Genomic DNA, 25,225 nt, shown 5'->3' on the forward strand with positions numbered 1-25,225 from the left:
TTAATCTGTAATAACCGTTATTTTCTGTTTAAAATGGCCTTAGGAAGCGGAACATATTCTGTTTCATCACCAGGAACCAGAGGAAATGCGTCATGGTTCTGATCATTCCAGTTGACTTTTGCCTGATCGATCATTTCCTTATCCGAATTCACAAAATTCCAGAATATAAAACGCTCCTCATCAAAAGGTTCACCACCGAAAAGATATACTGTGCCGTTTTCACTCATCTCAAATTCACAAAGTTTGGTGTCTTTAGCGATCATCAATTGCTTGGAACCGTAAGAATTGCCTTCTGTGGAAACCGTTCCGTCCAGGACATACATGGCAGCTTCACCATAAAGATCCTTTCCGATGCTTATTTTCTTCGCTTCTTTTGTCTTGATCTCGATAAAAAACAGTTTACTGTGAACTGGAACTGCAGATTTTCTTCCAAATGCTTCACCTGCAATCAGTTTATACTGAATTCCGTCTTCTTCCCATACCGGAATTTCATCTGCTTCAATATGATGGAAGGTAGGTTCCGACTGTTCCAGGTGCTTTGGAAGACCTACCCAGATCTGGAATCCGTGAAGTCTTTTATCGCTGTGTCTAAGATACTCAGGAGTTCTTTCAGAATGTACAACACCTTTTCCGGCGGTCATCCAGTTCACAGCTCCAGGCTTTATTTCAATGGCACTTCCGATGCTGTCTCTATGAAAAATAGATCCTTCCAAAAGGTAAGTTAAAGTGGATAACCCAATATGTGGATGAGGTGGAACATCAAGATTCTGGTAATCCTTCAGCTCTGAAGGTCCCATATGGTCGATGAAAACAAACGGTCCAACTGCTCTTTTTTCACGAAAAGGAAGAAGTCTTCCCACCAGGAAATTTCCTATATCTGCTGCTTTTTCTTCTATGATAAGTCCGATATTTGACATAATAAAGTAAATGTTTTTTGAATTCTGTTTAAGTTAATGAATAGATATTTAGATGTATGCTTACAGTTTGTCGTAGCCTTCAAATCTTTCATCAACAATGCGTTTCCACTCCGGATGCTTTTTGATATAAGCAAAGACATATGGACAGAACGGAAGAAGCTTTTTTTGGTTTTCTTCAATATAAGCCAATGTTTTTTCTACTACGGCAGTAGCTGCCCCGGTTCCTGCAAGCTCAGGATCCGTTTCGGTGTGCACCAAAGCGATCTGGTGACCCATTTCACGGTAATCAATAAATGCAAAATGTCCGTTGATTTCTATTTCAAATCTTTTTCCCGCTTTTACAAGAGGAATATTTTCAAATTCTGGTTTCATAAATTTTGTATTGTAAGTCGGTTGGCGGAATTGTAAAGACACAAAATAGTTTGAACTGTGCGTCTTTACATTTCATCAAACACAAGTATATAAAGTTAATAAAAAAGGAAGAATCTAAGATTAAGATAATTTTAATTCTCTAGTCTTCCAGAAAGCCGAACTTTCCGGTGTTGAAATCTTCGAAAGCCTGCATGATTTCTTCCCTTGAATTCATCACAAAAGGCCCGTGAGGATAAATCGGTTCATTAATAGGCTCTCCGCTGATGATTAGTATTACTGCGTCTTCCTGAGCTTCGATGCTGAATGTTTCGCCTTCATTTTTAAATAAAACAAAGTGGTCAGCCGCTACTTTTTCTTCTCCGTTTACAGTAATGCTTCCTTCAATGACCAATGCTGCTGTATTGAAATGAGCAGGAAAACTGAATTCAGCTTTTCCACCGGCTTTTAACTTGGCATTCATCATATTCAAAGGGGTGAAAGTTTTCGCCGGACCTATATGTCCGGCATATTCTCCTGCAATGAGCTCGATAAAACCATTTTCGCCCAAATCAACACGTTCCATGGCTGAATTTTCTATAGCCTGGTATTTTGGTGTGCTCATTTTATCTTTGGCGGGAAGGTTAACCCATAGCTGCACCATCTGAAAAATACCGCCTTTTTTGGACCATTCTGTTTCGTGATATTCTTTATGGAGAACTCCTTTTGCTGCAGTCATCCACTGTACATCGCCTTCACCTATGATTCCGCCTCCGCCGGCACTGTCATGATGTTCTACTTTACCTTGGTATGCTATGGTCACGGTCTCAAAGCCTCTGTGTGGATGAACTCCCACACCTCTGGGTCTTTCAGAACCGTTAAAATGGAATTTTGAATTGTAATCAAGCATAATGAAAGGGTCCATTCTTTTCATGTCCAATCCCTGCACCCCCGGTATAAAATTATGAACCCTAAAACCGTCGCCTACAAAATGTGCAGGTTTTGGGGATACTACGATTTCTACTTTTTTCGTTGTCATAATATTGTGAATTTATATAACAAAAGTACGGTAGCAAAGATTCAGCTGCATTGATCTGTGTTAAGTTCGTAAAAGGAAAAAGTTGGGAGAAACTTATTAGTCTTCCTTAGATTTCATATTCTTTCCATCCGAAATGTGGAGCCTTCTGAAAACAAAGCCTGATATGATGGTCAATATACCTATGGTAAGGAAGGTGTATCGGAAAGCATTGTGCATTTCGCCCTCAATCAGATCAGAATTCTCAAATAATTTTAAAACAATCAATCCGAAAGCGATCCCGAAGCCGATAGCCAGCTGCTGATTGACTGATATCAGTGAATTGCCGCTGCTGGTCTGGAAGTTTCTGAGATCTGCAATAGAAATGGTGTTCATGGAAGTGAACTGAATGGAGTTGAAAAATCCTAGTATGGCAATAATCGGGACAAACCAATACAATGATGTATGGATATTGGGAATGGCAAGAAGGCAGATCAGGGTTCCGATAATGAATGTATTGACCATTAAAGTCTGCCGGTAACCATATCTGTCTAAAATTTTAATAACGGATGATTTCCCGAATATGGCGGTAAGTGCCATTGGAGCAATGATCCACCCGGAAGTTACTGCCGACTGTTTGTAGGCAATCTGTATCATCAGGGGAAGCAGAAGCGGAACGGAGCTGATCCCTAAACGGGTAGCCAGGTTTCCGACAATTCCTACCCTGAATGTTCTTACCTGGAACAGATCCAGAGGAAAAATAGGATTTCCTCCTCTTCTTGCATGTCTGTAATAATAGTAGAGGAATAAAAAGCCCAGAATAAAGACAAAAAGTACCGGACTGATATTCTGCATATCTCCGAACAATTCCAGCGAAATAGATAGCAGTAGTGATGCAGCTGCAAAAATTAAAAATCCTTTTAAATCAAAGTCAACATCCGTGGATTTGTAATTCGGCATGTATTTTAAGCCTAAAATAATTCCTAATACTCCGATGGGAATATTGATCAGGAAGATCCAGTGCCATGAAAGATAATCTACCATATAGCCTCCGACCAGCGGACCAAGTACAGGCCCTATCAGTGCAGGAATAATGGCGAAGTTCATTGCTTTAAGCAATTCGTTTTTATCGAAAGTCTTGATCAGCGCCAGCTTTCCCACTGGTGTCATCAGGCTGCCTCCAACTCCCTGGATTACTCTTGAAATAACCAGATGGGTAAGATTTTGCGACATGGAGCAGAATAGGGAACCTAAGCTGAAAAGGACCAGAGAAAAAATAAATACTTTTTTGGTTCCGAACCTGTCTGCCAGAAAACCGCTTGCAGGCATAAAAACTGCCAGGGTCAGAACATAGCTGATGATTGCATTCTGCATATTGAGCGGAGACTCGTTAAGGTCCTTTGCAATGGAGGGCAGGGAGGTGTTCAGGATCGTGGAATCCAGCATCTGCATGAAAATAGCAGTGGCCAGAATGAGTGGAAGTATTTTTTTTACGGAGTTCGGCTGTGGGTTTGTTTCTGTCATTCGGTATAGACTGGAAATCTGATGAGTTCCAGATTTGTTTTTTATTGAATCAGTTTTTGTTTTTAATCAGTCTGATCCTTAGATAAAGAATTTGATATAAAATTAAAAAAGTCCTGTGAATTTTCACAGGACTTTTTAATTTATTTTCTAGGTTTTTCTACTCCTTTCCATTCATCGCCGGCTTTTCTGTATTGGCTCAAGATGTAAGTTTTGAAATCTTTTGTTTTATACTCAATATTATCGGTGTTCTGTTCAAACGGCATAATGTAGTAGTAGTCAACATCTGTTTTATCTGATTTGTTTCCTTTTTTAACCGATGGAACGTATTTGGAAAATTTATAGCTCGGAAGATATTGTTTTAATCTTGCATAGAAAGCTTTGTTCTCTTTTTCGTCAGGGATAATATCTACAATATTGAAATCATCTTTTTTCTTATCAATCCACAGGTAATATGTTTTTTCTTCGCCTAAGTTTCTGTTTAAAGAGTTGAAAGCAAAAAGCTCTTTTGGAACCAGCTCTTTGATTTTTTCGGGATCTACCTTGGTATAGAACTGTCCTTTAGACGGGTCAACATAAGTTTCAAGGTTGTACATTAAAACTGAGTTGTTCTCAAATTTTTTGTTCTTAAAATATTGATTCAAAGATAATTCTGCAGTGGCTCTGAGCTCTTTTCCTCTGTCATCCAGTTTTTTGGTAGGATTCTGAGGATTTACTTTTTTTACAAACTCATACAAAACAACAGGTTTTACATCTTTAAGGTGAGGATACGTTTTAAGCTGTTCCGCCTTTACCAGCCAATAAAACTGCTGATAATAGTCATCCTTATCTACATCTTTCACGCTTTTATAAGACAAAGCAAGCTTCTTTGAATTTAAGTATTTGCCATATTTTCCCTGTCCAAAAGCAAAACTGATGGATAGTAAGGCAAATAAAACAGTAAGATTTCTTCTCATTTTTTTATAATTGATATTTTCGTTGTCCAAATATAATTATTTCTTAGATATTATTTTTGATTGTCAGTTAAATTATATTGATATTATTAACGTTATTCAAAAGAAAATCCTGTATTTCTACAGGATTGATAAAATTTTGAAATTAGAAGTTAGATATTAGGGATCAGGAATTAGAGATTTAGATGTTAGACGGGAGGTTGTAGATTTTAGGAATAATTGTTGAATTAAGAGCCAACACTAAAAACGCTCAGGCTCTCAAACCCGAATCACGCATCCCGAATTCATCATTTATAACTTGTCTCATGTACTTTCACCGCTCTTCCGCTCGGGTCATTCATTTTTTTGAAAGCCTCATCCCATTCTAAAGCAATAGGAGTGGAGCAGGCCACTGAAGGAACTGATGGAACCGTTGCTGCTGCCGTTTCACTTGGGAAATGTTCTTCAAAGATGGTTCTGTAACGGTATTCCTCTTTGTTTTGAGGGGTGTTCAACGGGAATCTGAATCTTGCATTGGCCATCATCTCATCAGTAACCTCTTTCTCGGCAACCTCTTTTAATGTGTCTATCCATGAATAGCCCACGCCGTCTGAAAATTGTTCTTTCTGTCTCCAGACAATAGATTCTGGAAGAACATCTTCAAAAGCTTTTCGTAGCACCCATTTTTCGATTTTTCCTTCTTCAACACTGATCATTTTGTCTTTTGGGTTGACAGCCATGGCAATGTCCATAAATTCTTTATCCAGGAAAGGAACTCGGCCTTCAATTCCCCAGCTCATTAGGGCTTTGTTGGCTCTTAAACAGTCATATAAATGAAGCTTGCCTAGTTTTCTTACTGTCTCATCGTGGAATTCTTTCGCGCTCGGTGCTTTGTGGAAATACAGATATCCTCCAAACAGCTCATCTGAACCTTCTCCGGAAAGAACCATTTTGATCCCCATGGATTTGATCACTCTGGCCAGAAGATACATCGGAGTGGAAGCTCTGATAGTCGTCACATCATAAGTTTCCAGATGATAAATGACATCACGTACTGCATCCAATCCTTCCTGAACAGTGAAATTAACTTCATGGTGAACGGATCCGATGTGGTCTGCAGCTTTTCTTGCTGCAGCCAGGTCTGGAGAGCCTGTTAAGCCTACTGCAAAACTGTGAAGCCTCGGGTACCATGCTTCCTGAGTGTCACCACTCTCAACTCGCTGTCTTGCAAATTTTGCTGTAACTGCTGAAATAACAGATGAATCCAGACCTCCGGAAAGGAGAACCCCATAAGGGACGTCACTCATCAGCTGTCTGTGAACGGCATCTTCAAGGCCTTTTCTTATTTTTGAAATATCGGTTTCGTTGTCTTTTACGCTGTCAAAGCTCTCCCAGTCTCTTTTGTACCATTGCTGAAGCTCTGTTCCATCCGGGCTGTATACAAAATGCCCGGGAAGAAATGTCTCGATGGTTTTGCATATGCCTTCCAACGCTTTTAATTCGGAAGCGACATAATAGTTTCCGTTTTTATCCCATCCCTGGTAAAGAGGGCAGATGCCCATATGGTCACGGGCGATCAGATAGATCCCTTTTTCTATATCATAAAGGGCGAATGCAAAAATTCCGTTGAGCTTTTCAATAAAGTCTTTTCCATATTTTCTGTAGAGGGCAAGGATCACTTCACAGTCCGATTGAGTCTGAAATTCGAAATCCGGAAACTCTTCTTTTAATTCTCTATGGTTATAGATCTCTCCGTTCACTGCAAGTACTACTTTTTCGTCCTTGGTGAATAAGGGCTGTTTTCCTGAAGTAGGATCTACGATAGCAAGCCTTTCATGAGAAAATACTACTTTTTCATCCTGAAATACACCGCTCCAGTCCGGTCCGCGGTGACGGATTTTTTTTGACATTTCTAAAACCTGAGGTCTTAATATTTCGGTTTTTTGTTTGGCATCGAACAAACATACAATTCCACACATATTGTTTCTTATTTGAAGCAAAATTAGTTTTAATGTTTAAAAATAACAACAAAAAATAATTAAAAGTTAATATTTTTAACTTAATAATTTGTTTTTAAGAAAAATATCAACTTTTTAATCTATTTATCACGTATTTAATTGATTTTTTTCGTTAGGAAAAATAGAGTTATTATCTTCTATACAAAATTAAAATGAAATAATTAATAATATATGGTAATTTATTATATGAATTTTAGCCCTTACTTTGTGGCTCGAAATAATTTTTTTTCATCATTTGTGTTTTTACCTTCTTGCAATTCTCTTTGCAAGAAGGTTTTGTTTTTATTGGGATCCAAGCAAAACTCCTGAAACATTCCAAGAGCTGAAACTTGTACCTTCCGTTGCTCCCTGAGGGATCTTTATCTGTATTGTATGCTTGCCTGCTTTCATATCTCCAAGAGGAATGAAGTTAGGATTGGTAACTGTTCCGGGACACCAGTTGGACCTGCTGAGGTCCGATGAGGAAAGCCCGTCCGGAAAATTACCTGATGCAGGGTTATAAAGCCTGTAAGAACCACAGTCTGATCTCCAGGGTACAAAAGAAAACATCATTTTCCCATCTAGGAATATAGAATTAGTTTTGGGAACAAATTCATCACCATTTTCCCAGCCCCCGTGTCCGGTAGTGATGTATCTCAGCTGAGCATTCTTTAAATCTTTTTCTAATGTAAATTCTACCAAAAGTCCTTTATCCCTGTCGAACATCGTTGAATAATCCTGACCTGCCATCTCCATGATATTTAAAGTATTAAAAAGAGGAATCGCCACATTGTTCTTATAAATGTTCTGGTCACTTTTATGAATAGTGACCTCAAGATTTATTTTATGACCGCCTTTATCATAATTACCGATAAAAGTACCCACCCAGAGTTCCTTTTCAGAAAGAGAGGGCTTCAGTTCTGTAATATCCTGTCGGTACGGGCTTACGGTCTGCCAGTCTTTTCCTTTCAGTTGGATATGATTGAATTTCTGAATCCCGAAGGCTGTAAAGAATCTCATCATCTCTATGACAGGACTGTAATTTTTGGTTGTTGCTACTCCGTAATACTGCTTTCCATTTCCGTTATCATAAACAGGAAGTGTTTTAGCCCCTTTTTCCAGTCCGTCAAAAAATGAGGTTTCTTTATCCTGTGGAATAAAAAATACGGTTCCTGTTCTGTCGTAAGCATCTCCGTTAGATTGCTGTTTCACTTCGATAAAAATATTTTCACCTTCTTTAATCGTAGGGAATTTTATTTTTTTTAGGATGATGGTTCCGTTGGCAAATCTTTTTACCTGTTCATCCGGTTTAGATTGATCTGAAAAATTGATGGTTTCATTGTCAAAAACTTTCAATGTGGTAAAACGACTTTTCCAGAAAAGATCCTTGTAACCCAGCAGATCGGTTGACTGTATTGAGCCTTTTAAAATATGATCAATATCTGTTTTTTTTACTTTTTTAATGGAGCTGGCAGTGACCTGCGAATTTTTATTTCTTTCGATTTCCAGTACAAATCCCAAATTCTGTCCTACAACAGACGGTCCGCCATTAATTTTTAAATCATTGGTATACCAAACCTCGATCGTATTGGAATTGATCTTCGTTACTGCTTTTTTACAGGTATAACCCAAAATCTTTTTCGTTTCATTGGTTAATTCAAATGTTTGTTTTCCTATAGATTCGGCATCTGAAGAAGAAATAATTTCTCCCGGTTTCAGGAAAGCATAAGAAACAACCGTATTGGAAGGCTTCTCGACCTTGGTGATCTCAAATGGGTAATCACTTTTCTGTTCCCTTATCTTATTATTCAGAATAAAATTACTTTTTCCATCCGCCCAAACAAGAGTAGGGGACTGTTCGGTAAGAATTTTCCCATTATAAGAACTGGTATATTGGATCTCATAAGTCTGTGCATATGAAAGCCAACATAGGAATAAAGCTGAGAAGCTGAATAGAATTCTTTTATCCATAAGTCTGGGTTTCCGTAAAGTTAATTTTCAATTTATCGGATTTTTGAAACAGTTACATATTATAAGTAGGGATTAATGATGCAGATGTTACAAACCGCTTTCCAATATGGAGAAAAAATATATATTTGACTGCAATTTTCAATAAAAAAGCTGCTCTGGATAGAGCAGCTGTATATTTTATAGATGAGTCAAAGACTAAGAAACTCTTTCAATCAGTGCCATATAGAATCCATCATAACCATGGCTAGGCATTACTTTATCATCTTTAATTAACTTATAACCTGAGTTGGTTTTCAAGAATTCTTCAACCTGTAAATTATTTTCAGAAGGTAGAATAGAACAGGTAGCATATACCATTTTCCCGCCTACTTTAAGCATTTTGGAGTAATCCTGAAGAATCTGTTGTTGCTCTTTTTTAATTCTGTCAATAAAATCCTGGTCAATTTTCCATTTACTGTCCGGATTTCTTTTTAAAACCCCAAGTCCAGAGCATGGAGCGTCGATCAGAAGTCGGTCCACTTTATCATGAAGGCGCTTGATCACTTTGTTGTCAGAGATCATGCGGGTTTCGATATTGTGCGCTCCCGCTCTTTTTGCACGGCGTTTCAATTCAGCCAGCTTCCATTCAAAGATATCCAAAGCTACGATCTGTCCTTTATTCCCCATCAATGCAGCTAAGTGAAGGGTTTTTCCCCCCGCACCCGCACAAGCATCTACAACTCTTTGCCCTTCTTTTACATCCAGGAAATACCCGATCTTCTGTGAAGAAGCATCCTGAACCTCAAATAGGCCTTCTTTAAAGGCTGTTGTAAGGAAAACATTCTTCTTTTCCTCAAGCTGTACAGCATCCGGATAGTTTTTTACCGTGTAAGCCACTACACCTTCATCTGAAAGATCAGAAATAAGTTCTTTTGGAGTTGTTTTAAGACTGTTTGCTCTTAATACGGTCGGAGCCTGCTCGTTCAAAGCGTGCATTTCTTTTTCCCAGCCCGGTCCTAATTCTTTTTCCAAAGTTTCAGCCAGCCATTCAGGAATAGAATGCTCGATAGCTTTTGTAGGAACGGTGTTCTTTTTAAGCTTGGTAAGGATATCTGCGATTTTAATTCCGTCAAATTCTTCAAACTTTTTATAATTGGTCTTGCTCCAAAGCAGATACGCAATCATCAGCTTATATATATTGGTTGGTTTTACACCTTCCCCCATATAATATTCAAGACGTTTTTTCCAGCGGATAATATTATAGAAGATCTCAGAAACAACGGCTCTGTCCTGACTTCCCCATTTTCTGTGGGCTTTTAAAAGTCTTTCGATTACCTTATCGGCATATTTATTTTTCTCGAAAAATGTTTCCTGTAAAGCATCGTGAATTCCGATCGCTAGGTTTCTGTGAATAAGTTCCATAAAATTGCTTCGCTGTTTGAATCTGCAAAAGTACGAATTATAGTTGAGAGTTGCAGAATTCAAGTTTTAGAGTGGGAGAGCTTGTGGGTTATGAAGTTTTGGGGTACGGAGTGCCGGCATGAAAGTCGGAGAGTTTTAGGGTTTGAGAGTTCGAAATCCCTAGGGATGAGATCCAGGTTTGAGTTTTTGGGTCATAGGATTCCATATGATCAAGAAATATTAAATGAATGGCAAGTATCTTGTGGGGTTTCGAGGTCACCAGTTTTAATGTCTGACATCTAAAATCTTGATTTCTGGCCTTTACTTATCTTGATCATGAATACATTCTACAAAAAATTCTACCTTTGCAAAAAATAAAAAATATGAGTGATACTGTACTTTGTCCGAAATGCGGCTCCGAATTTACCTATCCGAGTGAAAATAATATGATGACCTGTTCGCAGTGTTTTTACGAATGGAATCCTGAAGAAACGACTGCTGAAAGTTCTAATGAAGGAAAAATACTGGATTCAAACGGAAATGAGCTTCAGGATGGAGATTCTGTAGTAGTAATCAAGGATCTTCCCGTAAAAGGAGCACCAAAACCGGTAAAAGCTGGAACAAAAGTTAAAAATATCCGTCTAAGACCGGACAGCGATCATAATATTGACTGTAAAATTGACGGTTTCGGATCTATGGCTTTGAAATCAGAGTTTGTGAAGAAAGCATAACGTTTATTTGAAAAAAATAAAAAAAGGAAAAGATTGGACAGTGTAATCTTTCAAAGACTTAATTGCAGGGAAGTGCTAATGTCCGTCTCAGGGCAGAAAGAGAATTAACCAAAAATTTCCTTATGCTGTGGAAATACAAATGTAAGAAAAAGTTTCAAACTGCTTCTTAGATTTGTATTTTTTTTATCCACATATTAACAATAACTGTAAGGAAATGTATAAGTTATGGAAGATTGGCAGATAAGTTTGTGAATTGTATGTATAGAAAAATAGTTCAATACCAATAATAATCTTTCTGTTATTTAAACAAAAGAAATCCTGATATTTCCCTCTATCTTCCCGTCTGTATAAACAATAAGTTCTTTATTTTGAACCTTGATCTTATTCCAGTAATGGTTTCCTGCAAACCTGCTTTCCAGGAGTTCGGCTTCATTTCCATTGTCAGAGATTTTTATTTCTTTAGGATAATATGAAAACTTAGGAAGCTGGAACTCCTCTTTTTCTTCCTCACTGAATATGTTCACTTCACCAAAAAGTTTGGCGACATAAGAATTATAAGGCTGCTTGTAGGTTTCTTCTGGGCTGTCGTTCTGGATTAGCCTTCCATCCTTCAGAATAACGATCTGGTCGAGCCAAGGCATAATATCCTGAAGTTCGTGGGTAGAAATAATTAAAGAGATCTGATGTTGTTTCACGTACCTGAACAGCCTTTCACGAAGCTCTATTTTTCTGGGGAAATCCAGGTTACTGAAAGGTTCATCTAAAATAAGCAATTTCGGCAATACAGAAAGTGCTCTGGCTATGGCAACCCTCTGTTGCTGGCCTCCGCTTAAATATTTAGGAAGCACATGGGCGAATTCCTGGAGTCCTACCACTTCCAGAAGTTCCATCACCGTTTCTTTTTTTTGAGCTAAATTGATATTAGAAATAAATTTCCCCACATTTTCAGCAACAGTAGCATAAGGCATCAGGTCAAAATTCTGGGCTACCAGCTTCATTTCAGCTTCTCCGGGAACAAGATTTCCCTTGGGACCCAAAAGCCGTTTTTCATTAAAAATAATCTCGCCACTTTCCCAGTCCAGCAGTCCGTAAATAAGGTTAAGCAATGTAGACTTTCCACAGCCGCTTTCTCCTGCCAGTGCAATGATTCTGCCTTCCTCAAAACCCAGATTAAGGTTCTGAAACAGGGGATTATCTTTGGTGTGGGAAAAATATAAATTGTTTATTTCTAAAAGCATAATACAAATGTAAGGTTTTTATGAAAAAATAAAATTTTTTATTATATTAGCGGAAGCAATAAAAATATATCAAAAATGAAAAAAAAACTGTTTACACTAGCTATTCCTGCTTTATTTGTTGCAGCTGTGGTGGTTTCTTGTAAAAAAGACAAACCGGTTACCAGCGAAAGCAATGAAGTAACAACTACAAAAGACGGGAATCAGTATACGGTGGACACATTGAACAGTAAAGTGGAGTGGAAAGGATATAAAGTTTTCAAGTCTGAAAGTACAAGTCATTTCGGAACGATCAAGTTTGAAAGCGGTGATGTTACCATAAAAGACGGAAAGCTTGAAAGCGGGAAATTTGTGGCAGATATGGGCTCTCTAACATCTGTAGACCTTAAAGACGATGCTGACCAGTTAGGAAAACTGAACGGTCATCTTAAAAGCGGTGATTTCTTTGAAGTAGAAAAATTCCCAACGGCTTCCTTTGAAATTACCAAAGTAACGCCGGCTACGGAAGGAGATTATAATACACTTTTGGATGGGAATTTAACCATTAAAGGTATTTCAAAACCGGTTCAGTTTAAGGCCAACGTTTCTGTAAAAGACGGAGAAGTAAGTGTGGCTACTGAGCCAAAAGATATTAAAAGAGAAGAGTTTGGCGTAAAGTTCCAGGCTCCTGCTGAAAACGGGGTGATCAAGGATGAGGTAACTCTTCAGATCAACGTTAAAGCTTTAGAAAAGAAATAATTTTTTTATTTAAGTGAAATAAGTGATTGAAGTCTGCCTCCCGTAAAGGGGCAGATTTTTTTATCACAGATTCATTATTAAACTTAAAAAACGTATTTTTGCAAAACATTTTGAAAGGGTAAAACAATGATAGAAAAGATAGAAGAACTACTTACCGAAGTAAACAGCTTCAATGCTACATCTAAAGAGGAAATTGAAAACTTCCGAATTAAATATAATGGTAAAAAAGGTGTTCTGAATGATTTTTTTGAAAAATTTAAAGAAGTTCCAAACGACCAGAAAAAAGAATTCGGACAGAAGATTAATTCTTTAAAACAAGCTGTTGCAGGAAAACTGGAAGATCTTAAAGATGCTTCCCAGTCTGCTATTGTCACAGAAAAAGAAGATCTTACAAGGCCAGCTTTTCCATTGGATCTTGGGTCAAGACACCCGATCAATCTGGTGAAAAACAGAATTATTGAAATCTTCAAATCTATAGGTTTCGCAGTAGCCGATGGCCCTGAAATAGAGGACGACTGGCACAACTTTACAGCGCTTAACCTTCCCGAATACCATCCGGCAAGAGATATGCAGGATACTTTCTTCATCGAGCAGAATCCGGATATCCTTTTAAGAACGCATACCTCTTCCGTACAGATCCGTTATATGGAAGAAAACCAGCCGCCGATCAGAATTCTTTCTCCGGGAAGAGTATTCAGAAATGAGGCTATTTCTTCACGCTCACACTGTATTTTCCATCAGATTGAAGGATTGTATATTGACGAAAATGTAAGTTTTGCCGATCTTAAGCAGACAATCCAGTTCTTTACCACTGAGCTTTTCGGTAAATCCAAAATCAGAATGAGACCGTCTTATTTCCCGTTCACAGAGCCTAGTGCTGAAATTGATGTATACTGGGGATTAAACTCTGAAACTGATTACAGAATTACCAAAGGAACAGGTTGGCTGGAGATTATGGGATGCGGAATGGTAGACCCTGCGGTTCTTAAAAATGTAAATATCGACTCTGAGAAATATTCAGGATATGCTTTCGGAATGGGGATTGAAAGAATTACAATGCTTCTTTACCAGATGAGCGACATCAGAATGTTCTTCGAAAATGATATCAGAACTTTAGAACAGTTTAAATCACTATAAAAAATTAAACCTCCGGAATCTCCGGAGGTTTTTGTTTTTAATTACTGACCTAAGAAACAAAACGTAATTAAAAACGAGATTATATTGAAAAATCACAACGTGACCGTTTTAATAGAGGTTTATTAATTTTATATTAATTTTTTCTTCTCTGAAATTCCCTCACCTGAACGAAGTCGAAGCGTTATCTTTATTAGTCTTTAGTTTGCTGTTATTAGTAAGACAGCTGGAAATTAAAATGTATTACATTAAACCATAAAAAAGCCTGCAAAAATATTTTGCAGGCTTTTTTTATAATTCAAAAGGCTGAATATCTTTTATTTATATTTTAAAGGGTATTTCACATTTTTAAGATCATCAATACTTGCTTTCAGTGAACCTACGGCCAGTTCGGCCTGCAGAAGCATTGGAATATGATTGGCGTCATTGGTAACCCACATTGTTACGCCTTCTTTTTCTTTGAAAACCCTTCCACTTTTTACAGACGGGATAATTTTAAGACAGTTAATGGTTCCGAATTTGGTTTTCAGATCCTCAGTTCCTGTCACTTTCAGCTGAAATGGAAACATTTCATCATCGATCCATACATTCATGTTGATCACTGTTCCGACCTTTAATTCACTGGTACCTTTGCTTCTCAGGTAGTAGAAGCATGAAAGCATATCCTGAACGCCTTTTACAGATTTAATCACCTTGGAGCCATTGGCAGGAGTCTTCTTATCCGTTAATATCAGCGTATTATTAGTATGGTTGAAAACGGTTTCAAAATGCTGGCGGTAGCTACCTTCACGTACATTTCTTACATAAAAGCTTGGCAGCCCGGTTTCTATATTAATGAAGCTTTCATATAAATCTTCTACTTTAAAAAAGGCTTTTACAGCGCCTGTAGTTTTTCCTGTACCTTTTACGTACAGATGGGGAACACCCATATAATTTGTCTTTTTGGCAGTAAGATTGGCAGTTCCGGCATTCAGGATTCCATAGTGTATTCTGAATGTAATAGACTCACCGTCAGAGATGTTGTCGATCTGAGCATAGCTCAACAGGAACATAAATAGTGCAAAAAGATTTAAAATTTTCTTCATGGTATGAAATTTAACAAAAACATTGCCAAATTTAAGATCCTTAACTATTTACAGAGATTTGATAAATCTCAGGTTTTTATTTAGAATCAATTAAATATGCTTCGCATTAAAATTAGTAAATTTGCAGTTACATGTATAATTAAATTATCTTATTATGATAACCACTGATATATTGATCATAGGAGCCGGACCTACCGGGCTTTTTGCTGTTTTTGAAGCAGGTTTATTAAAAATGAAGTGCCATATTATTGATGCACTTCCGCAGCCAGGAGGACAGCTAGCAGAGCTTTATCCGAAAAAACCTATTTTCGATATTCCGGGATATCCTTCAGTGAATGCTGGAGAATTGGTAGATAATTTAATGGAACAGATCAAGCAGTTCCAGCCGGGATTCACTTTGGGAGAAACTGCGGTTTCTTATACAAAAGTGGATGATGAATGGTTTGAAGTGATCACCAACAAAGGAACGGTGCACAGATGTAAAGCTATTGCCATTGCCGGTGGATTGGGAACTTTTGAGCCCAGAAAGCCTACTTTTGAAAATGTAGCTGACTATGAGGAAAAAGGTCTTGAATATTTTGTTAAAGAGCCTGAGCATTTCAGAAACAAAAGAGTAGTGATTGCCGGAGGTGGAGATTCTGCTCTTGACTGGAGCGTTTTCCTTTCCAATGTAGCAAGTGAAGTGACTTTGATCCACAGAAGAAATGAGTTCAGAGGAGCTTTGGATTCCGTAGAGAAAGTTCAGGATCTTAAGAACCAGGGTAAAATTAAATTAATTACGCCTGCTGAAGTTACTGGTATCAAAGGGGACGGAAAAGTTGAAGCGATCACGGTAGAAATTGAAGGCCAGGAAGCTTTCGATATTGAAACAGATTATTTCATTCCTCTATTCGGACTGACTCCAAAATTGGGAGAGATCGGAAACTGGGGATTGAATATTGAGAAAAATGCGATCGTTGTAAACAATGCGCTTGATTATCAGACGAATATCGATGGAATCTATGCGATCGGAGATATCAATACCTATCCGGGAAAACTGAAGCTGATCCTTTGTGGTTTCCACGAAGCTACTTTGATGTGTCAGAGTGTTTACAACAGACTGAATCCGGGTAAGAAATTTGTCCTTAAATATACAACAGTAAGCGGTGTAGATGGATTTGACGGCAGCCGTAAGGAAGCAGAAAAGGCAGTTGTGAAAAAAATTGACTAATTTTGCACTATTATGTCAGATATTAATATAAAGATCACCGATCGGGAAGGGGTGACCCATGATGTTGTAGCGCCTACAGATATGTCTATGAACCTGATGGAGATCATCCGCTCTTATGAACTGGCGGAAGAAGGAACCATCGGGGTATGCGGAGGAATGGCGATGTGTGCCTCATGCCAGGTATATGTGATTAACGATCCGGGCCTTGAGCCGATGGGCGATGAAGAAGATGCGATGCTGGCGGAAGCTTACCACGTAAAAGACAACAGCAGACTGGGATGCCAGTTACATATGATGGATGAAATGGAAGGTCTTGAAGTGGAGATTGCTCCTTATCCTTAGAAAATATTAAATTTAATATTAAAACCTCCTGAAGATTTTCTTCGGGAGGTTTTGTTTATGTCAAAGAATTATTATCTGTAATCAGAAAAATAAATTATTCCAAAATCTTTAACAGTTTCAACTTTTGTATTACTTTCAATCTCTCCGTTTTTATAAGATTCAAATATTCTAACTTTTTTGTGAAGGATAAAATTATTTGAAAGTTTATTGTACTTAAAAGTAATTACTTCTGTCATTTTGGTTCCTTCAGGAACATGTTTGTACTCGTGGATAAAAGAAAAACTATTTTTTCTAATTTTTAAATCCTTGAAAGGATCTGTAAGATCTTCATTACAGTTTGAACAGGGTACAATATTATAGTTTGATGTAGAAAATGAAGATGTTCCATCTTTTTGTAACAAGTCGATGCTTACAATTCTACATTTCATATAATCATCATCTCCAATATAATTATTTTTACATTTAACTGTTTCAATTTCTATATTGTCAGAAATCTTATCATTATTCAAATCATTTGTATATTCTTTGAAGATGTATCTTGGTTTTTGTGCCTTACAAAAACTATTTAAAAAGAATGAAGAGAGTAGTATCAGTGTAAGTTTAATCATTATTTATCGATTATTATTTTAAACTTCATCCTTCGAAATCCATTTCCCCACAGTAGGAGCCTGATAATTTTTCATCTTTTCTAAAAGCTCATCAATATTTTCACTTATCAAAAGCATATCACGATTCACCAACTTTAAAAATCCTTTATCCACCATCGTCTGAACCAGTTTTATCAGATCGTCATAAAATCCATCAATATTCAAAATCCCGATTGGTTTCTTATGAAGTCCCAGTTGTGCCCAGGTGATCATTTCAAAAAACTCTTCCAGTGTTCCATAGCCGCCGGGAAGAACGATCACGCCGTCGCAGAGGTCATTCATCTTTGTTTTTCTTTCATGCATGGTTTCTACGAGGATGAGTTCGGTAAGTTTTTTATGGGCAATTTCTTTGGATTGCAGGAAGTGGGGAAGAACTCCAACGACTTCCCCCTTTTCATTTAAAGCTCCATCCGCAACGGCTCCCATCAAACCAACATCTGCACCGCCGTAAATCAGTTGAATGTCTTGTTTTGCCAATGTTCGTCCCAAAAGGAAAGCCTGTTCTTTAAAAATATCATCTGTGCCGAAACTTGAGCCGCAGAATACTGTTATACTTTTCATTATTGTAAATCTTGTTAAATGATTTTTGAACCATTAAGGGCAATGAAGTTATTAAGGAAAGTTAAGTAAAATATCAAAGATATTTTTAAGCCTAATATCTGTAAATTCTTAATGATCTTAGCGACTTAAAAAACTTAATGGTTTAAATTAAAAATATCCAAAATCATACGACTTTGGATATTCGATATAGCAATTTTATCTTCTTATTTTAAAGGAATATTCGCTAAAATTTCTTTAGTGAAATTCCAGAACTTCTGAGCAGAAGGAATATTAGCCTTCTCGTCCGGAGAATGTGCTCCTCTGATCGTAGGTCCAAAGCTTACCATTTCCATTTCAGGATAATTGGCTCCGATGATTCCACATTCCAGTCCTGCGTGACAAGCTACCACATGAGGCTTTTCGCCAAATTTTTCTGTGTAGATTTTTTCCATCAGCTGTACGATCTCAGAACCCGGTTTTGGTTTCCATCCCGGATAAGAACCACTGAATTCAACATTCATTCCGGCTAATTCTGCAACAGATTTTAGCTGTTCGGCCACAGAATACTTAGATGAATCTACTGATGATCTGGTCAGGTTTAAAATTTTAAGCTCTCCGCCTTTTAATTCTACTCTCGCGACATTGTTGGATGCTTCTACCAGATCTTTTACGTCCGGACTCATTCTGTAAACCCCATTGTGAAGAGATTTTAAAGTCAGAATAATCTTCTTTGAGTCTTCCTCAGAAATAGCTTTGTCAGAGGTTGTAGAATTTTCAATATTGATATGAAGACCCGGTTCTACGGTAGCAAATTCTTCTAAAATATCTTTTTTAAGAATGGTTGCCGCTTCGATAAATTCCTGAGCATTTCTCACAGAAATAAGTGCCGTAGCTTCTCTTGGAATAGCATTTCTCAAGCCGCCGCCGTCAACCGTTACCAACTGAATATTCTGGTTAGTTAAGCCACTGTAAAGAAGTCTTCCCAGAATAATATTGGAATTACCGAAACCTTTATGAATATCCATTCCTGAATGACCTCCCTGCAGGCCTTTTACTTCAATTCTTATAATCTGTCCTTTTGCTGGCTCTGTTCCATAATTTTGAGTAATGGTTACATCTACACCCCCTGCACAACCGATATCGATCTCATCATCTTCTTCGGTATCAAGGTTTAACAGGATTTCTCCAGTCAACTGTCCAGGCTTTAAACCTAAAGCACCGGTCATTCCCGTCTCTTCATCAATGGTGAAGAGAGCTTCCATAGCCGGATGTGGAATATCTGAACTTTCAAGAATAGACATGATGGTTGCTACTCCTAAACCGTTATCAGCACCTAAAGTTGTTCCTTTTGCTTTTACCCAATCTCCATCAACCTCCATTTTGATACCTTCTGTATCGAAATCAAAATTTACATCACTGTTTTTCTGGCATACCATATCCAGATGTGACTGAAGAACGACGGATTTACGGTTTTCCATGCCCGGAGTTGCAGGTTTCTTGATAATAACATTTCCTACTTCATCTACCGTAGTTTCCAATCCTAAATTTTCACCAAATTCTTTGATGAAAGCAATGACTCTTTCTTCTTTTTTAGATGGTCTTGGAACTGCATTTAATTTGGAGAAATTTTTCCAGATAATTTGCGGTTCTATATTAGATAATTCCATGAAATTTTATTTTTATCAAAATTACAAAATAAAAAATGCTTCCGGGAATCCGGAAGCATTTTTTATGTGGAGACTAGAGGTAAATTTGTTTTTACCTCTCTTGTTTTTTAACATCCGCATTCGCCGTAAATAGGTAATGTTTCTACAGTACCATCCGGTTTTTCAATCGTCAGGGTACCTTCGAATAATAAAGCTTCTTCGCTTTTTATTTTTTTTCCTTTTACAGAAATCTTGTAGTTGTCGCTTTCAATTTCTTTCGTCAGCTCCTCGTCAACTTCCATATCACTTGACGAGATAAGATTCATTGTTAATCTTTTACCGTCAAGTTTCATGTAGGCTGTTTTTCCTGCATCATCAGCATAAATGTATTTTTCTGCTTCAAAATCAGCCTTATTTCTTGCAAAATAGCATGAGCATTCTTTGATCTCTTTTGGAAAAGGGATAATGTCTACTAGAACTTTTCCTGGTGCCGTTTCTGTTTTTGCAGAATCTTTAACAAGGTTTAAAGAATCTGTTGAGGCACTATCCTTAATGACTTCCTTATCTTTTTTACAGGCGGTCAAAAGAAGTGCTGAAAAGAAAATGATTAGATATTTCATTGTTTGTGGTTTTTATGTTTAGCCTCTCGCTCTTTCCAGAAGAACCATCATCAGTAATGATAAGATCACTAAACTTTCGTCTTCGTCATCAATATCGATCATTCTGTCCAACTGGAATCTTCTTCCGAAGAACGAAGGCATTTTTTTAAGTTTAAAATATTCCTTTCCGTCAATACCTCTTACGGTATAAGCGGGGTTAAGAAAATATCCTGTGAACATTCCTATAATTGGAATCTCACTCACCATTCCATCAAAGAATTTTGTCCATGCATTATCCTCTGCAACCGTGAATTTGGGTTGGTCATTTGAATCCAGGATGTCATAAGTAGATTTCCAGAGAGAGCGCATGCCTTTTCTTGCCAGTCTTCCGTAATTTTTGTTGTCGGTAAGGTCATTTAAAGAATAAGAAGCATTGAAATCGATCCATTGATTGGCTTTGATCCTGAAAAGCTCTTTAGATTTGCTTTCGTCATTGAAAACAATAACATCTTCCTTCAGCTTGAACATTTTCTGACGGACATACGCTACATAGTTCCCGTTTCTGTCAGTAATATTGAAATCACTTGCCAGAGTGGAGATTTTAAATTTGAAATCCAGAGGATAATTTAGGTTTTTAAGTACCATTAGTTTATTTTTTTCATATTAGAACCCCAAAGATAGAGGTTTTTTTTAGAACTAAGAACCAAGAACCAAGAGTCAAGAACCAGGATTTTAGATATCAGATGCCAGATTTCAGACATGAGACTTTAGGGTAAGGCTGAGATTCAGGTTGGAAAATGCCAATGATGAATTTTGCTTTGCAAGTGAATGGTGAGTGAGCGAACCACGATATAAGAGTCAAGAATCAAGATGCCAGATATCAGATTATGAGTATTGGTGGCTTCGGTGCCTCAGCCTCCAGATATTGTTTTTTTTTATTTCTGAACATGTCAGGTTTTAGTTTATTAAATACGGACCTTAAATAATACAATCATCAACCTTTTTATACCTACATACTCTAAACCCCTCCAACGCTCAAACCCGCATCCCGGAATAGAGCCCCTGAAACTTATAATTCCACCATGTTAAAACCCTAAAAACTCTCCGACTCTCTAACTCTGAAACACACCCAATTCTCAACAATATTCCTTATTTTTGTAGTTATGGATTACCCTAGTAAAGTTTTAGCAAAAGCCGTAGACGAAATTTCAGGGCTGCCCGGAATCGGGAGAAAAACAGCGCTGAGATTGGCATTGCATCTGTTAAAACAACCCAGTTCCAGAGCAATAGGACTTGGAAACTCATTAATCAACCTTGTTAACGAAATAAAGTATTGCAAAGAGTGTCATAATTTTTCAGATTTTGACGTTTGTGAGATCTGCAGCAATGAGAAAAGAAACAGCGAGCTGATCTGTATTGTTGAAGATGTACGTGACGTAATTGCCATTGAAAATACAGGAAAGTTTACAGGGAAATACCTAATCTTGGGTGGGAAAATATCACCGATGGAAGGCGTTGGGCCCAATCAGCTGAATATACCGAGTATTGAAAGAAAAGTGAACGAAGGCGGGGTAAAAGAATTTATTTTTGCGTTAAGTGCCACAATGGAAGGGGATACGACAGCCTATTATATTTACAAAAAATTTAAAAACTTTAAGGTTAGTTTTTCAAGCATTGCCAGAGGAATCTCAGTAGGAGACGAGCTGGAATATGCGGATGAAGTATCTTTGGGAAGATCCATTATTAACAGGTTGCCATACAACGAAAAGGACTAATATGAAGCTGTCGATAATCATTGTCAATTATAATGTAACCAGGCTGCTGAGAAATTGCCTTTTGTCTGTTCAGAAATATACAGAAGGAGAGGATTATGAGGTAATTGTTATAGATAATGCATCAACAGATACGTCCTGGGGAGATCTTATTCCAGAATTTCCCAAGGTACATTTTATATCTTCTGAGCATAATGAAGGTTTTGCTGTTGCCAATAACAAAGCGATAAAAACAGCAGCTGGAGAATATGTTCTTCTTTTAAATCCGGATACCGAACTGGAAGGATATTATATGAAAGATATTCTTGATTTTGCTGATTCTAAGCTGGATTTCGGATGTCTTGGAATAAGAATGCATGATGCAGAGGGGAACTTTCTGCCTGAAAGTAAACGCTCAGTACCGGATATGTTCAATTCTTTTGAAAAACTGTTTACGAACTTTAAAAGAAGCAATTCAAAATCCTATTACAGAAGTGATATTGATGAAACTGCAGTTGCAGAAGCAGATGTGGTTACCGGAGCTTTTTTATTGATCAGAAAGGAGGTTTACGAAAAAATTGGTGGGCTGGATGAAACATATTTTATGTACGGGGAAGACATTGATCTGTGCTATACGCTGTTGAGAAACGGTTATAAAAACTATTATTATGGAAAGGCTTCCCTTCTCCATCATAAAGGAGAGAGCACTATTAAAGATGAGGTGTATCTTGACCGGTTTTATGGAGCTATGCAGATCTTTATTGATAAATATTACAGAGAATCTAAGCCTATGCAGTATTCATTCTTAAAAGCAGGACTAAGGCTTCGTCACAAGATCGAGAAGATCAAGTTAAAATAAAAAAGCAGTTCAAATTGAACTGCTTTTGTTATATGTAAGATAAATCTGTTATTATTTTGCCGGAGCTACAGGTGTCTGAGCCGGAGTAGTGGTAGTAGCTGCTGGAGCAGACTGCTTAGCCGGAGCTGTAGTTTCTTTCTTCACTGGCTGCTGCTGTGTAGGAGCTGCTGTTGTAGGCTTACCTGTGATCACAACGCTTATAAGGATAAGAACGATGATTACTGCGCCCAGAGTCCATGTTGCTTTTTCCATGAAATCATTGGTTCTCTGTACTCCGAACTGTGCAGGTGATGCACCTCCGAAAGTACTGGAAAGGCCTCCTCCTTTAGGATTTTGAGCCATAACGATGATTACCAATAAGATGCTGGCAATCATAACAAGAACCATCAATAGTGTAAATATAGTATCCATTAATTCTGATATCTTTTTGAATGGGCAAATTTAATCTTTTTTTACCGAATGGCAAAGAAGATAAGGGTAAATGTTATTAAAAATAAAAACGGCAGCGTCAGCTGCCGTTTTTTCTATAAAAAAGACTATTCTTTATTTAAAATCAGAATCTTTAGCCTGGTTCACTTCGTAAGATTTTACATTCATAACCATGTCCATGCCCATTTGATTTATTGAGATCGTATATGGCATTTTCACACCATTTACATCCTTGTAATTAGAGAAAGTGGTAGGGATGGTTACTTCCTGCCCCTGCGCTTTCGCAGTTCTGGTTTCTCCTGTTTTCAATCCCGTAGCTACACTATAGTAATACGTTACATTGTTACCTTTTACAGCGTAGGAATCTTCACCGCCGATTTTTTCAATTCCAGCTACTTTGTAATCTGAAGATTTTGCGAAACCCAATTCTTCAAACAGCTCAGTATTTTTCTGTTTTTCAGCAATCTGTTCAGGTTTCATAGGAGCTTTCTGTCCCATTTGCTCAGAATATCCCTGTTTTCCATCAAAAACCTGCTTCTGAACAACCTGTCCCATAGCAGTAACTGATGTCAGTTCCTTTCCACCCTGAGCTTTTATGATTTTAAAATCAATATTCTGTCCCTGCATAGACATCGAAGCGTTCATTGTGTAGGAAGAGATCTTTGCGAGATTTGCTTTTCCTCCTATTGCATTGATGTATTTATCAGCAATAGAAGCGACACTTACACTGGTATCAGCTTTTTGTGCAGTCGGCTTTGCTACCGGATTGGCTTCTTTATCGTAATATTTTACAGGATAACCCAGTTTTTCAAGCCCTTCAGAAATATCAGAAGCCTTACCGGCTATGAAAATTCTGCTTTGGTTTGGTAAAATAGTAGCTTTTACAGCATTGGAAATATCTGCAGCAGTTACTTTATCAATTGACTTTAAATAATTGGTATAGAAATCAGAAGGCAGATCCTGAACCTTTTGGTTTAAAGCAAATTTTGCAATTGTTTCCGGCTTTTCCAGAGACATGATGAAAGATCCTTTCAGCTTAGCCTTGGCATTTTCCAGTTCTTCGGGCTTTACGGTAGAAATAGCATTAAGCTCATTCATAAATTCCTTAACTGCTTTATCCGTAACCTCATTTCTTACACTGGCATCAGCAGAGAAATCAGAAGAATATTTACCGGCATTCATACTAGAATAGGCACCATAAGTGAATCCGTTCTTTTCACGAAGGTTCATGAAAAGTCTCGCTTCACCGCCTCCGCCTAAGATATAATTGGCCATTGTAGCAGCAAAATAATTCGGATCTTTCATTTTAAGATTGTTCAGGTTATTCACCGAAACCACAGACTGTACAGCCGAAGGAACATCTACTACATTAATCTCTGTTTTAGCAAGATTGGAAGCCGGTTCCAGTGCAGTTGCCGGTGTGTTGGCCTTTTTCCATCCGCTGAAAGCTTTTTCTACCAGTGATTTTACCTTGTCAAATTTTACATCACCTACAATCACTAAATAAGCATTGTCAGGAGCGTAATATTTTTTATAAACGTTTTGTACGTCAGCTAACTGGATCTTGTTGATCGTTTCCACGGTTTCAAATTCACCTCTGGCTGTATTTTTACCATACATTAATGCATTGGAAACTTTAGAAGCGATAGAAGAAGCATTTTTCTCTTCAGCTTTCAATCCTTCTACAGCTCTTTCTTTTGAATTTTGAATTTCTTCCGCAGAAAATTTAGGATTAATAATTGCATCGGCCATTAAACCCAATACCTCAGGGAAATATTTTGAAAGAGAGTTGGCAAAAGCACCGCTGGAAGAAAAGCTTAAGTTAGCTCCCAGATAATCTACTTTTTTATTAAAATCCTCTTTGCTCAGATTGGTTGTTCCGTTTTCAAACTGCTCAGCCATGATAGAGCTTACTCCGGTTACGCTTCCTTCGAGGAAAGGCGGTCTGTCCATAGAAAGAGTAGTGTTTACTCTTGGTAATTTATTGTTTTCCACAACCATTACCGTAAGACCATTGCTTAGCTGGAAAGTTTTTGGTTTTGCAATGTTGATCGCAGGAGTAGGTCCCGGTTTCGGCATTGCATTAAGGTCAATTTTTTGTGCTGAAACCGTTCCTGCGAATAAAAACGCTGCAGCTATATATGTTAATTGCTTTTTCATTTGTAAAAATTTAATTTTTAATAATCATATTTCAAACC

24 protein-coding genes are annotated in these 25,225 nt (G+C 37.6%); 7 read left to right on the top strand and 17 right to left on the bottom strand.

Annotated features, from left to right (window positions below; translation table 11 throughout):
* Window positions 1-17: 17 nt before the first annotated feature.
* From LC418_RS06135 to LC418_RS06170, 8 genes are all read right to left on the bottom strand, one after another.
* Window positions 18-917, bottom strand: a complete 900-nt coding sequence (locus tag LC418_RS06135; protein ID WP_223558454.1) for a pirin family protein — start codon at window positions 915-917, stop codon at window positions 18-20.
* 60 nt (window positions 918-977) lie between these two features.
* Window positions 978-1,289 carry a GNAT family N-acetyltransferase gene (locus tag LC418_RS06140; protein WP_111959278.1) on the bottom strand — a complete coding sequence of 104 codons (312 nt, stop codon included), beginning with the start codon at window positions 1,287-1,289 and terminating at the stop codon, window positions 978-980.
* Between the two features lie 139 nt (window positions 1,290-1,428).
* A complete protein-coding gene (locus LC418_RS06145; RefSeq protein WP_223558455.1) occupies window positions 1,429-2,304 on the bottom strand; it encodes a pirin family protein in 876 nt (291 codons plus the stop codon).
* 96 nt (window positions 2,305-2,400) lie between these two features.
* Window positions 2,401-3,804, bottom strand: coding sequence for an MFS transporter (locus tag LC418_RS06150; protein ID WP_223558456.1), 1,404 nt, complete (start codon window positions 3,802-3,804; stop codon window positions 2,401-2,403).
* A 140-nt stretch (window positions 3,805-3,944) separates the two neighbouring features.
* On the bottom strand, window positions 3,945-4,757 hold the full coding sequence (locus LC418_RS06155; RefSeq protein WP_111959286.1) for a hypothetical protein: 813 nt from the start codon (window positions 4,755-4,757) through the stop codon (window positions 3,945-3,947).
* A gap of 284 nt (window positions 4,758-5,041) precedes the next feature.
* Window positions 5,042-6,712, bottom strand: a complete 1,671-nt coding sequence (gene asnB, locus LC418_RS06160; protein ID WP_111959288.1) for an asparagine synthase B — start codon at window positions 6,710-6,712, stop codon at window positions 5,042-5,044.
* A gap of 321 nt (window positions 6,713-7,033) precedes the next feature.
* The gene (locus tag LC418_RS06165) at window positions 7,034-8,701 is read right to left on the bottom strand and encodes a GLPGLI family protein (protein ID WP_223558457.1); all 1,668 of its coding nucleotides are present in this window, start codon (window positions 8,699-8,701) and stop codon (window positions 7,034-7,036) included.
* Between the two features lie 195 nt (window positions 8,702-8,896).
* On the bottom strand, window positions 8,897-10,102 hold the full coding sequence (locus tag LC418_RS06170; RefSeq protein WP_111955660.1) for an RsmB/NOP family class I SAM-dependent RNA methyltransferase: 1,206 nt from the start codon (window positions 10,100-10,102) through the stop codon (window positions 8,897-8,899).
* A gap of 362 nt (window positions 10,103-10,464) precedes the next feature.
* On the opposite strand from LC418_RS06170, the gene LC418_RS06175 reads away from it, so the two are divergent.
* Window positions 10,465-10,812: a zinc ribbon domain-containing protein YjdM gene (locus LC418_RS06175; RefSeq protein WP_111955662.1), complete on the top strand. Its 348-nt coding sequence runs from the start codon at window positions 10,465-10,467 to the stop codon at window positions 10,810-10,812.
* Between the two features lie 302 nt (window positions 10,813-11,114).
* Here the strand turns inward: LC418_RS06175 and LC418_RS06180 are convergent, their stop codons facing one another.
* Window positions 11,115-12,050 (bottom strand): sulfate/molybdate ABC transporter ATP-binding protein, encoded by a 936-nt coding sequence (locus tag LC418_RS06180; RefSeq protein ID WP_223558458.1) that lies wholly within the window; start codon window positions 12,048-12,050, stop codon window positions 11,115-11,117.
* 75 nt (window positions 12,051-12,125) lie between these two features.
* Between LC418_RS06180 and LC418_RS06185 the strand changes: the two genes are divergently transcribed.
* Complete coding sequence (locus tag LC418_RS06185; protein WP_111955666.1) at window positions 12,126-12,785, top strand: YceI family protein; 660 nt, start codon at window positions 12,126-12,128, stop codon at window positions 12,783-12,785.
* Window positions 12,786-12,911: 126 nt separating this feature from the next.
* Window positions 12,912-13,922 carry a phenylalanine--tRNA ligase subunit alpha gene (pheS, locus tag LC418_RS06190; protein ID WP_111955668.1) on the top strand — a complete coding sequence of 337 codons (1,011 nt, stop codon included), beginning with the start codon at window positions 12,912-12,914 and terminating at the stop codon, window positions 13,920-13,922.
* Window positions 13,923-14,236: 314 nt separating this feature from the next.
* Here pheS and LC418_RS06195 read toward each other — a convergent pair whose 3' ends face one another.
* On the bottom strand, window positions 14,237-15,004 hold the full coding sequence (locus tag LC418_RS06195; protein ID WP_223558459.1) for a DUF3108 domain-containing protein: 768 nt from the start codon (window positions 15,002-15,004) through the stop codon (window positions 14,237-14,239).
* A 154-nt stretch (window positions 15,005-15,158) separates the two neighbouring features.
* Between LC418_RS06195 and LC418_RS06200 the strand changes: the two genes are divergently transcribed.
* Both LC418_RS06200 and LC418_RS06205 read left to right on the top strand, forming a co-directional pair.
* The gene (locus LC418_RS06200) at window positions 15,159-16,214 is read left to right on the top strand and encodes an NAD(P)/FAD-dependent oxidoreductase (protein WP_111955672.1); all 1,056 of its coding nucleotides are present in this window, start codon (window positions 15,159-15,161) and stop codon (window positions 16,212-16,214) included.
* 12 nt (window positions 16,215-16,226) lie between these two features.
* Window positions 16,227-16,556, top strand: coding sequence for a 2Fe-2S iron-sulfur cluster-binding family protein (locus tag LC418_RS06205; protein ID WP_080778227.1), 330 nt, complete (start codon window positions 16,227-16,229; stop codon window positions 16,554-16,556).
* Between the two features lie 71 nt (window positions 16,557-16,627).
* Here the strand turns inward: LC418_RS06205 and LC418_RS06210 are convergent, their stop codons facing one another.
* The 5 genes from LC418_RS06210 to LC418_RS06230 all read right to left on the bottom strand — a co-directional run bounded on the left by LC418_RS06210 (window position 16,628) and on the right by LC418_RS06230 (window position 20,633).
* On the bottom strand, window positions 16,628-17,164 hold the full coding sequence (locus LC418_RS06210) for a hypothetical protein (protein ID WP_223558460.1): 537 nt from the start codon (window positions 17,162-17,164) through the stop codon (window positions 16,628-16,630).
* An 18-nt stretch (window positions 17,165-17,182) separates the two neighbouring features.
* Complete coding sequence (locus tag LC418_RS06215; RefSeq protein WP_223558461.1) at window positions 17,183-17,764, bottom strand: LOG family protein; 582 nt, start codon at window positions 17,762-17,764, stop codon at window positions 17,183-17,185.
* A gap of 203 nt (window positions 17,765-17,967) precedes the next feature.
* Complete coding sequence (locus LC418_RS06220) at window positions 17,968-19,410, bottom strand: aminoacyl-histidine dipeptidase (RefSeq protein ID WP_223558462.1); 1,443 nt, start codon at window positions 19,408-19,410, stop codon at window positions 17,968-17,970.
* A 107-nt stretch (window positions 19,411-19,517) separates the two neighbouring features.
* Entirely contained in the window at window positions 19,518-20,009 is a 492-nt protein-coding gene (locus tag LC418_RS06225) for a hypothetical protein (protein ID WP_111955682.1), read from the bottom strand.
* A gap of 18 nt (window positions 20,010-20,027) precedes the next feature.
* Window positions 20,028-20,633: an LURP-one-related family protein gene (locus LC418_RS06230; protein ID WP_111955684.1), complete on the bottom strand. Its 606-nt coding sequence runs from the start codon at window positions 20,631-20,633 to the stop codon at window positions 20,028-20,030.
* Between the two features lie 518 nt (window positions 20,634-21,151).
* Between LC418_RS06230 and recR the strand changes: the two genes are divergently transcribed.
* Together recR and LC418_RS06240 are read left to right on the top strand one after the other, a co-directional pair.
* Window positions 21,152-21,763 carry a recombination mediator RecR gene (recR, locus tag LC418_RS06235; protein ID WP_111955686.1) on the top strand — a complete coding sequence of 204 codons (612 nt, stop codon included), beginning with the start codon at window positions 21,152-21,154 and terminating at the stop codon, window positions 21,761-21,763.
* A 1-nt stretch (window position 21,764) separates the two neighbouring features.
* Window positions 21,765-22,598 carry a glycosyltransferase family 2 protein gene (locus LC418_RS06240; protein WP_223558463.1) on the top strand — a complete coding sequence of 278 codons (834 nt, stop codon included), beginning with the start codon at window positions 21,765-21,767 and terminating at the stop codon, window positions 22,596-22,598.
* Window positions 22,599-22,649: 51 nt separating this feature from the next.
* Here LC418_RS06240 and secG read toward each other — a convergent pair whose 3' ends face one another.
* Complete coding sequence (gene secG, locus LC418_RS06245) at window positions 22,650-23,009, bottom strand: preprotein translocase subunit SecG (RefSeq protein WP_111955690.1); 360 nt, start codon at window positions 23,007-23,009, stop codon at window positions 22,650-22,652.
* Between the two features lie 132 nt (window positions 23,010-23,141).
* Entirely contained in the window at window positions 23,142-25,187 is a 2,046-nt protein-coding gene (locus tag LC418_RS06250; protein ID WP_223558464.1) for a M16 family metallopeptidase, read from the bottom strand.
* Window positions 25,188-25,225 lie beyond the last annotated feature (38 nt).

The organism is Chryseobacterium lathyri, from assembly GCF_019970085.1.
In the GTDB taxonomy this organism is placed as follows: domain Bacteria; phylum Bacteroidota; class Bacteroidia; order Flavobacteriales; family Weeksellaceae; genus Chryseobacterium; species Chryseobacterium lathyri.

Bases quoted from the DNA above. Each gene is read 5' to 3' on its own strand.
- LC418_RS06135 (WP_223558454.1), bottom strand. From the start codon at position 917: ATGTCAAATATCGGACTTATCATAGAAGAAAAAGCAGCAGATATAGGA.
- LC418_RS06140 (WP_111959278.1), bottom strand. From the start codon at position 1,289: ATGAAACCAGAATTTGAAAATATTCCTCTTGTAAAAGCGGGAAAAAGA.
- LC418_RS06145 (WP_223558455.1), bottom strand. From the start codon at position 2,304: ATGACAACGAAAAAAGTAGAAATCGTAGTATCCCCAAAACCTGCACAT.
- LC418_RS06150 (WP_223558456.1), bottom strand. From the start codon at position 3,804: ATGACAGAAACAAACCCACAGCCGAACTCCGTAAAAAAAATACTTCCA.
- LC418_RS06155 (WP_111959286.1), bottom strand. From the start codon at position 4,757: ATGAGAAGAAATCTTACTGTTTTATTTGCCTTACTATCCATCAGTTTT.
- asnB (WP_111959288.1), bottom strand. From the start codon at position 6,712: ATGTGTGGAATTGTATGTTTGTTCGATGCCAAACAAAAAACCGAAATA.
- LC418_RS06165 (WP_223558457.1), bottom strand. From the start codon at position 8,701: ATGGATAAAAGAATTCTATTCAGCTTCTCAGCTTTATTCCTATGTTGG.
- LC418_RS06170 (WP_111955660.1), bottom strand. From the start codon at position 10,102: ATGGAACTTATTCACAGAAACCTAGCGATCGGAATTCACGATGCTTTA.
- LC418_RS06175 (WP_111955662.1), top strand. From the start codon at position 10,465: ATGAGTGATACTGTACTTTGTCCGAAATGCGGCTCCGAATTTACCTAT.
- LC418_RS06180 (WP_223558458.1), bottom strand. From the start codon at position 12,050: ATGCTTTTAGAAATAAACAATTTATATTTTTCCCACACCAAAGATAAT.
- LC418_RS06185 (WP_111955666.1), top strand. From the start codon at position 12,126: ATGAAAAAAAAACTGTTTACACTAGCTATTCCTGCTTTATTTGTTGCA.
- pheS (WP_111955668.1), top strand. From the start codon at position 12,912: ATGATAGAAAAGATAGAAGAACTACTTACCGAAGTAAACAGCTTCAAT.
- LC418_RS06195 (WP_223558459.1), bottom strand. From the start codon at position 15,004: ATGAAGAAAATTTTAAATCTTTTTGCACTATTTATGTTCCTGTTGAGC.
- LC418_RS06200 (WP_111955672.1), top strand. From the start codon at position 15,159: ATGATAACCACTGATATATTGATCATAGGAGCCGGACCTACCGGGCTT.
- LC418_RS06205 (WP_080778227.1), top strand. From the start codon at position 16,227: ATGTCAGATATTAATATAAAGATCACCGATCGGGAAGGGGTGACCCAT.
- LC418_RS06210 (WP_223558460.1), bottom strand. From the start codon at position 17,164: ATGATTAAACTTACACTGATACTACTCTCTTCATTCTTTTTAAATAGT.
- LC418_RS06215 (WP_223558461.1), bottom strand. From the start codon at position 17,764: ATGAAAAGTATAACAGTATTCTGCGGCTCAAGTTTCGGCACAGATGAT.
- LC418_RS06220 (WP_223558462.1), bottom strand. From the start codon at position 19,410: ATGGAATTATCTAATATAGAACCGCAAATTATCTGGAAAAATTTCTCC.
- LC418_RS06225 (WP_111955682.1), bottom strand. From the start codon at position 20,009: ATGAAATATCTAATCATTTTCTTTTCAGCACTTCTTTTGACCGCCTGT.
- LC418_RS06230 (WP_111955684.1), bottom strand. From the start codon at position 20,633: ATGGTACTTAAAAACCTAAATTATCCTCTGGATTTCAAATTTAAAATC.
- recR (WP_111955686.1), top strand. From the start codon at position 21,152: ATGGATTACCCTAGTAAAGTTTTAGCAAAAGCCGTAGACGAAATTTCA.
- LC418_RS06240 (WP_223558463.1), top strand. From the start codon at position 21,765: ATGAAGCTGTCGATAATCATTGTCAATTATAATGTAACCAGGCTGCTG.
- secG (WP_111955690.1), bottom strand. From the start codon at position 23,009: ATGGATACTATATTTACACTATTGATGGTTCTTGTTATGATTGCCAGC.
- LC418_RS06250 (WP_223558464.1), bottom strand. From the start codon at position 25,187: ATGAAAAAGCAATTAACATATATAGCTGCAGCGTTTTTATTCGCAGGA.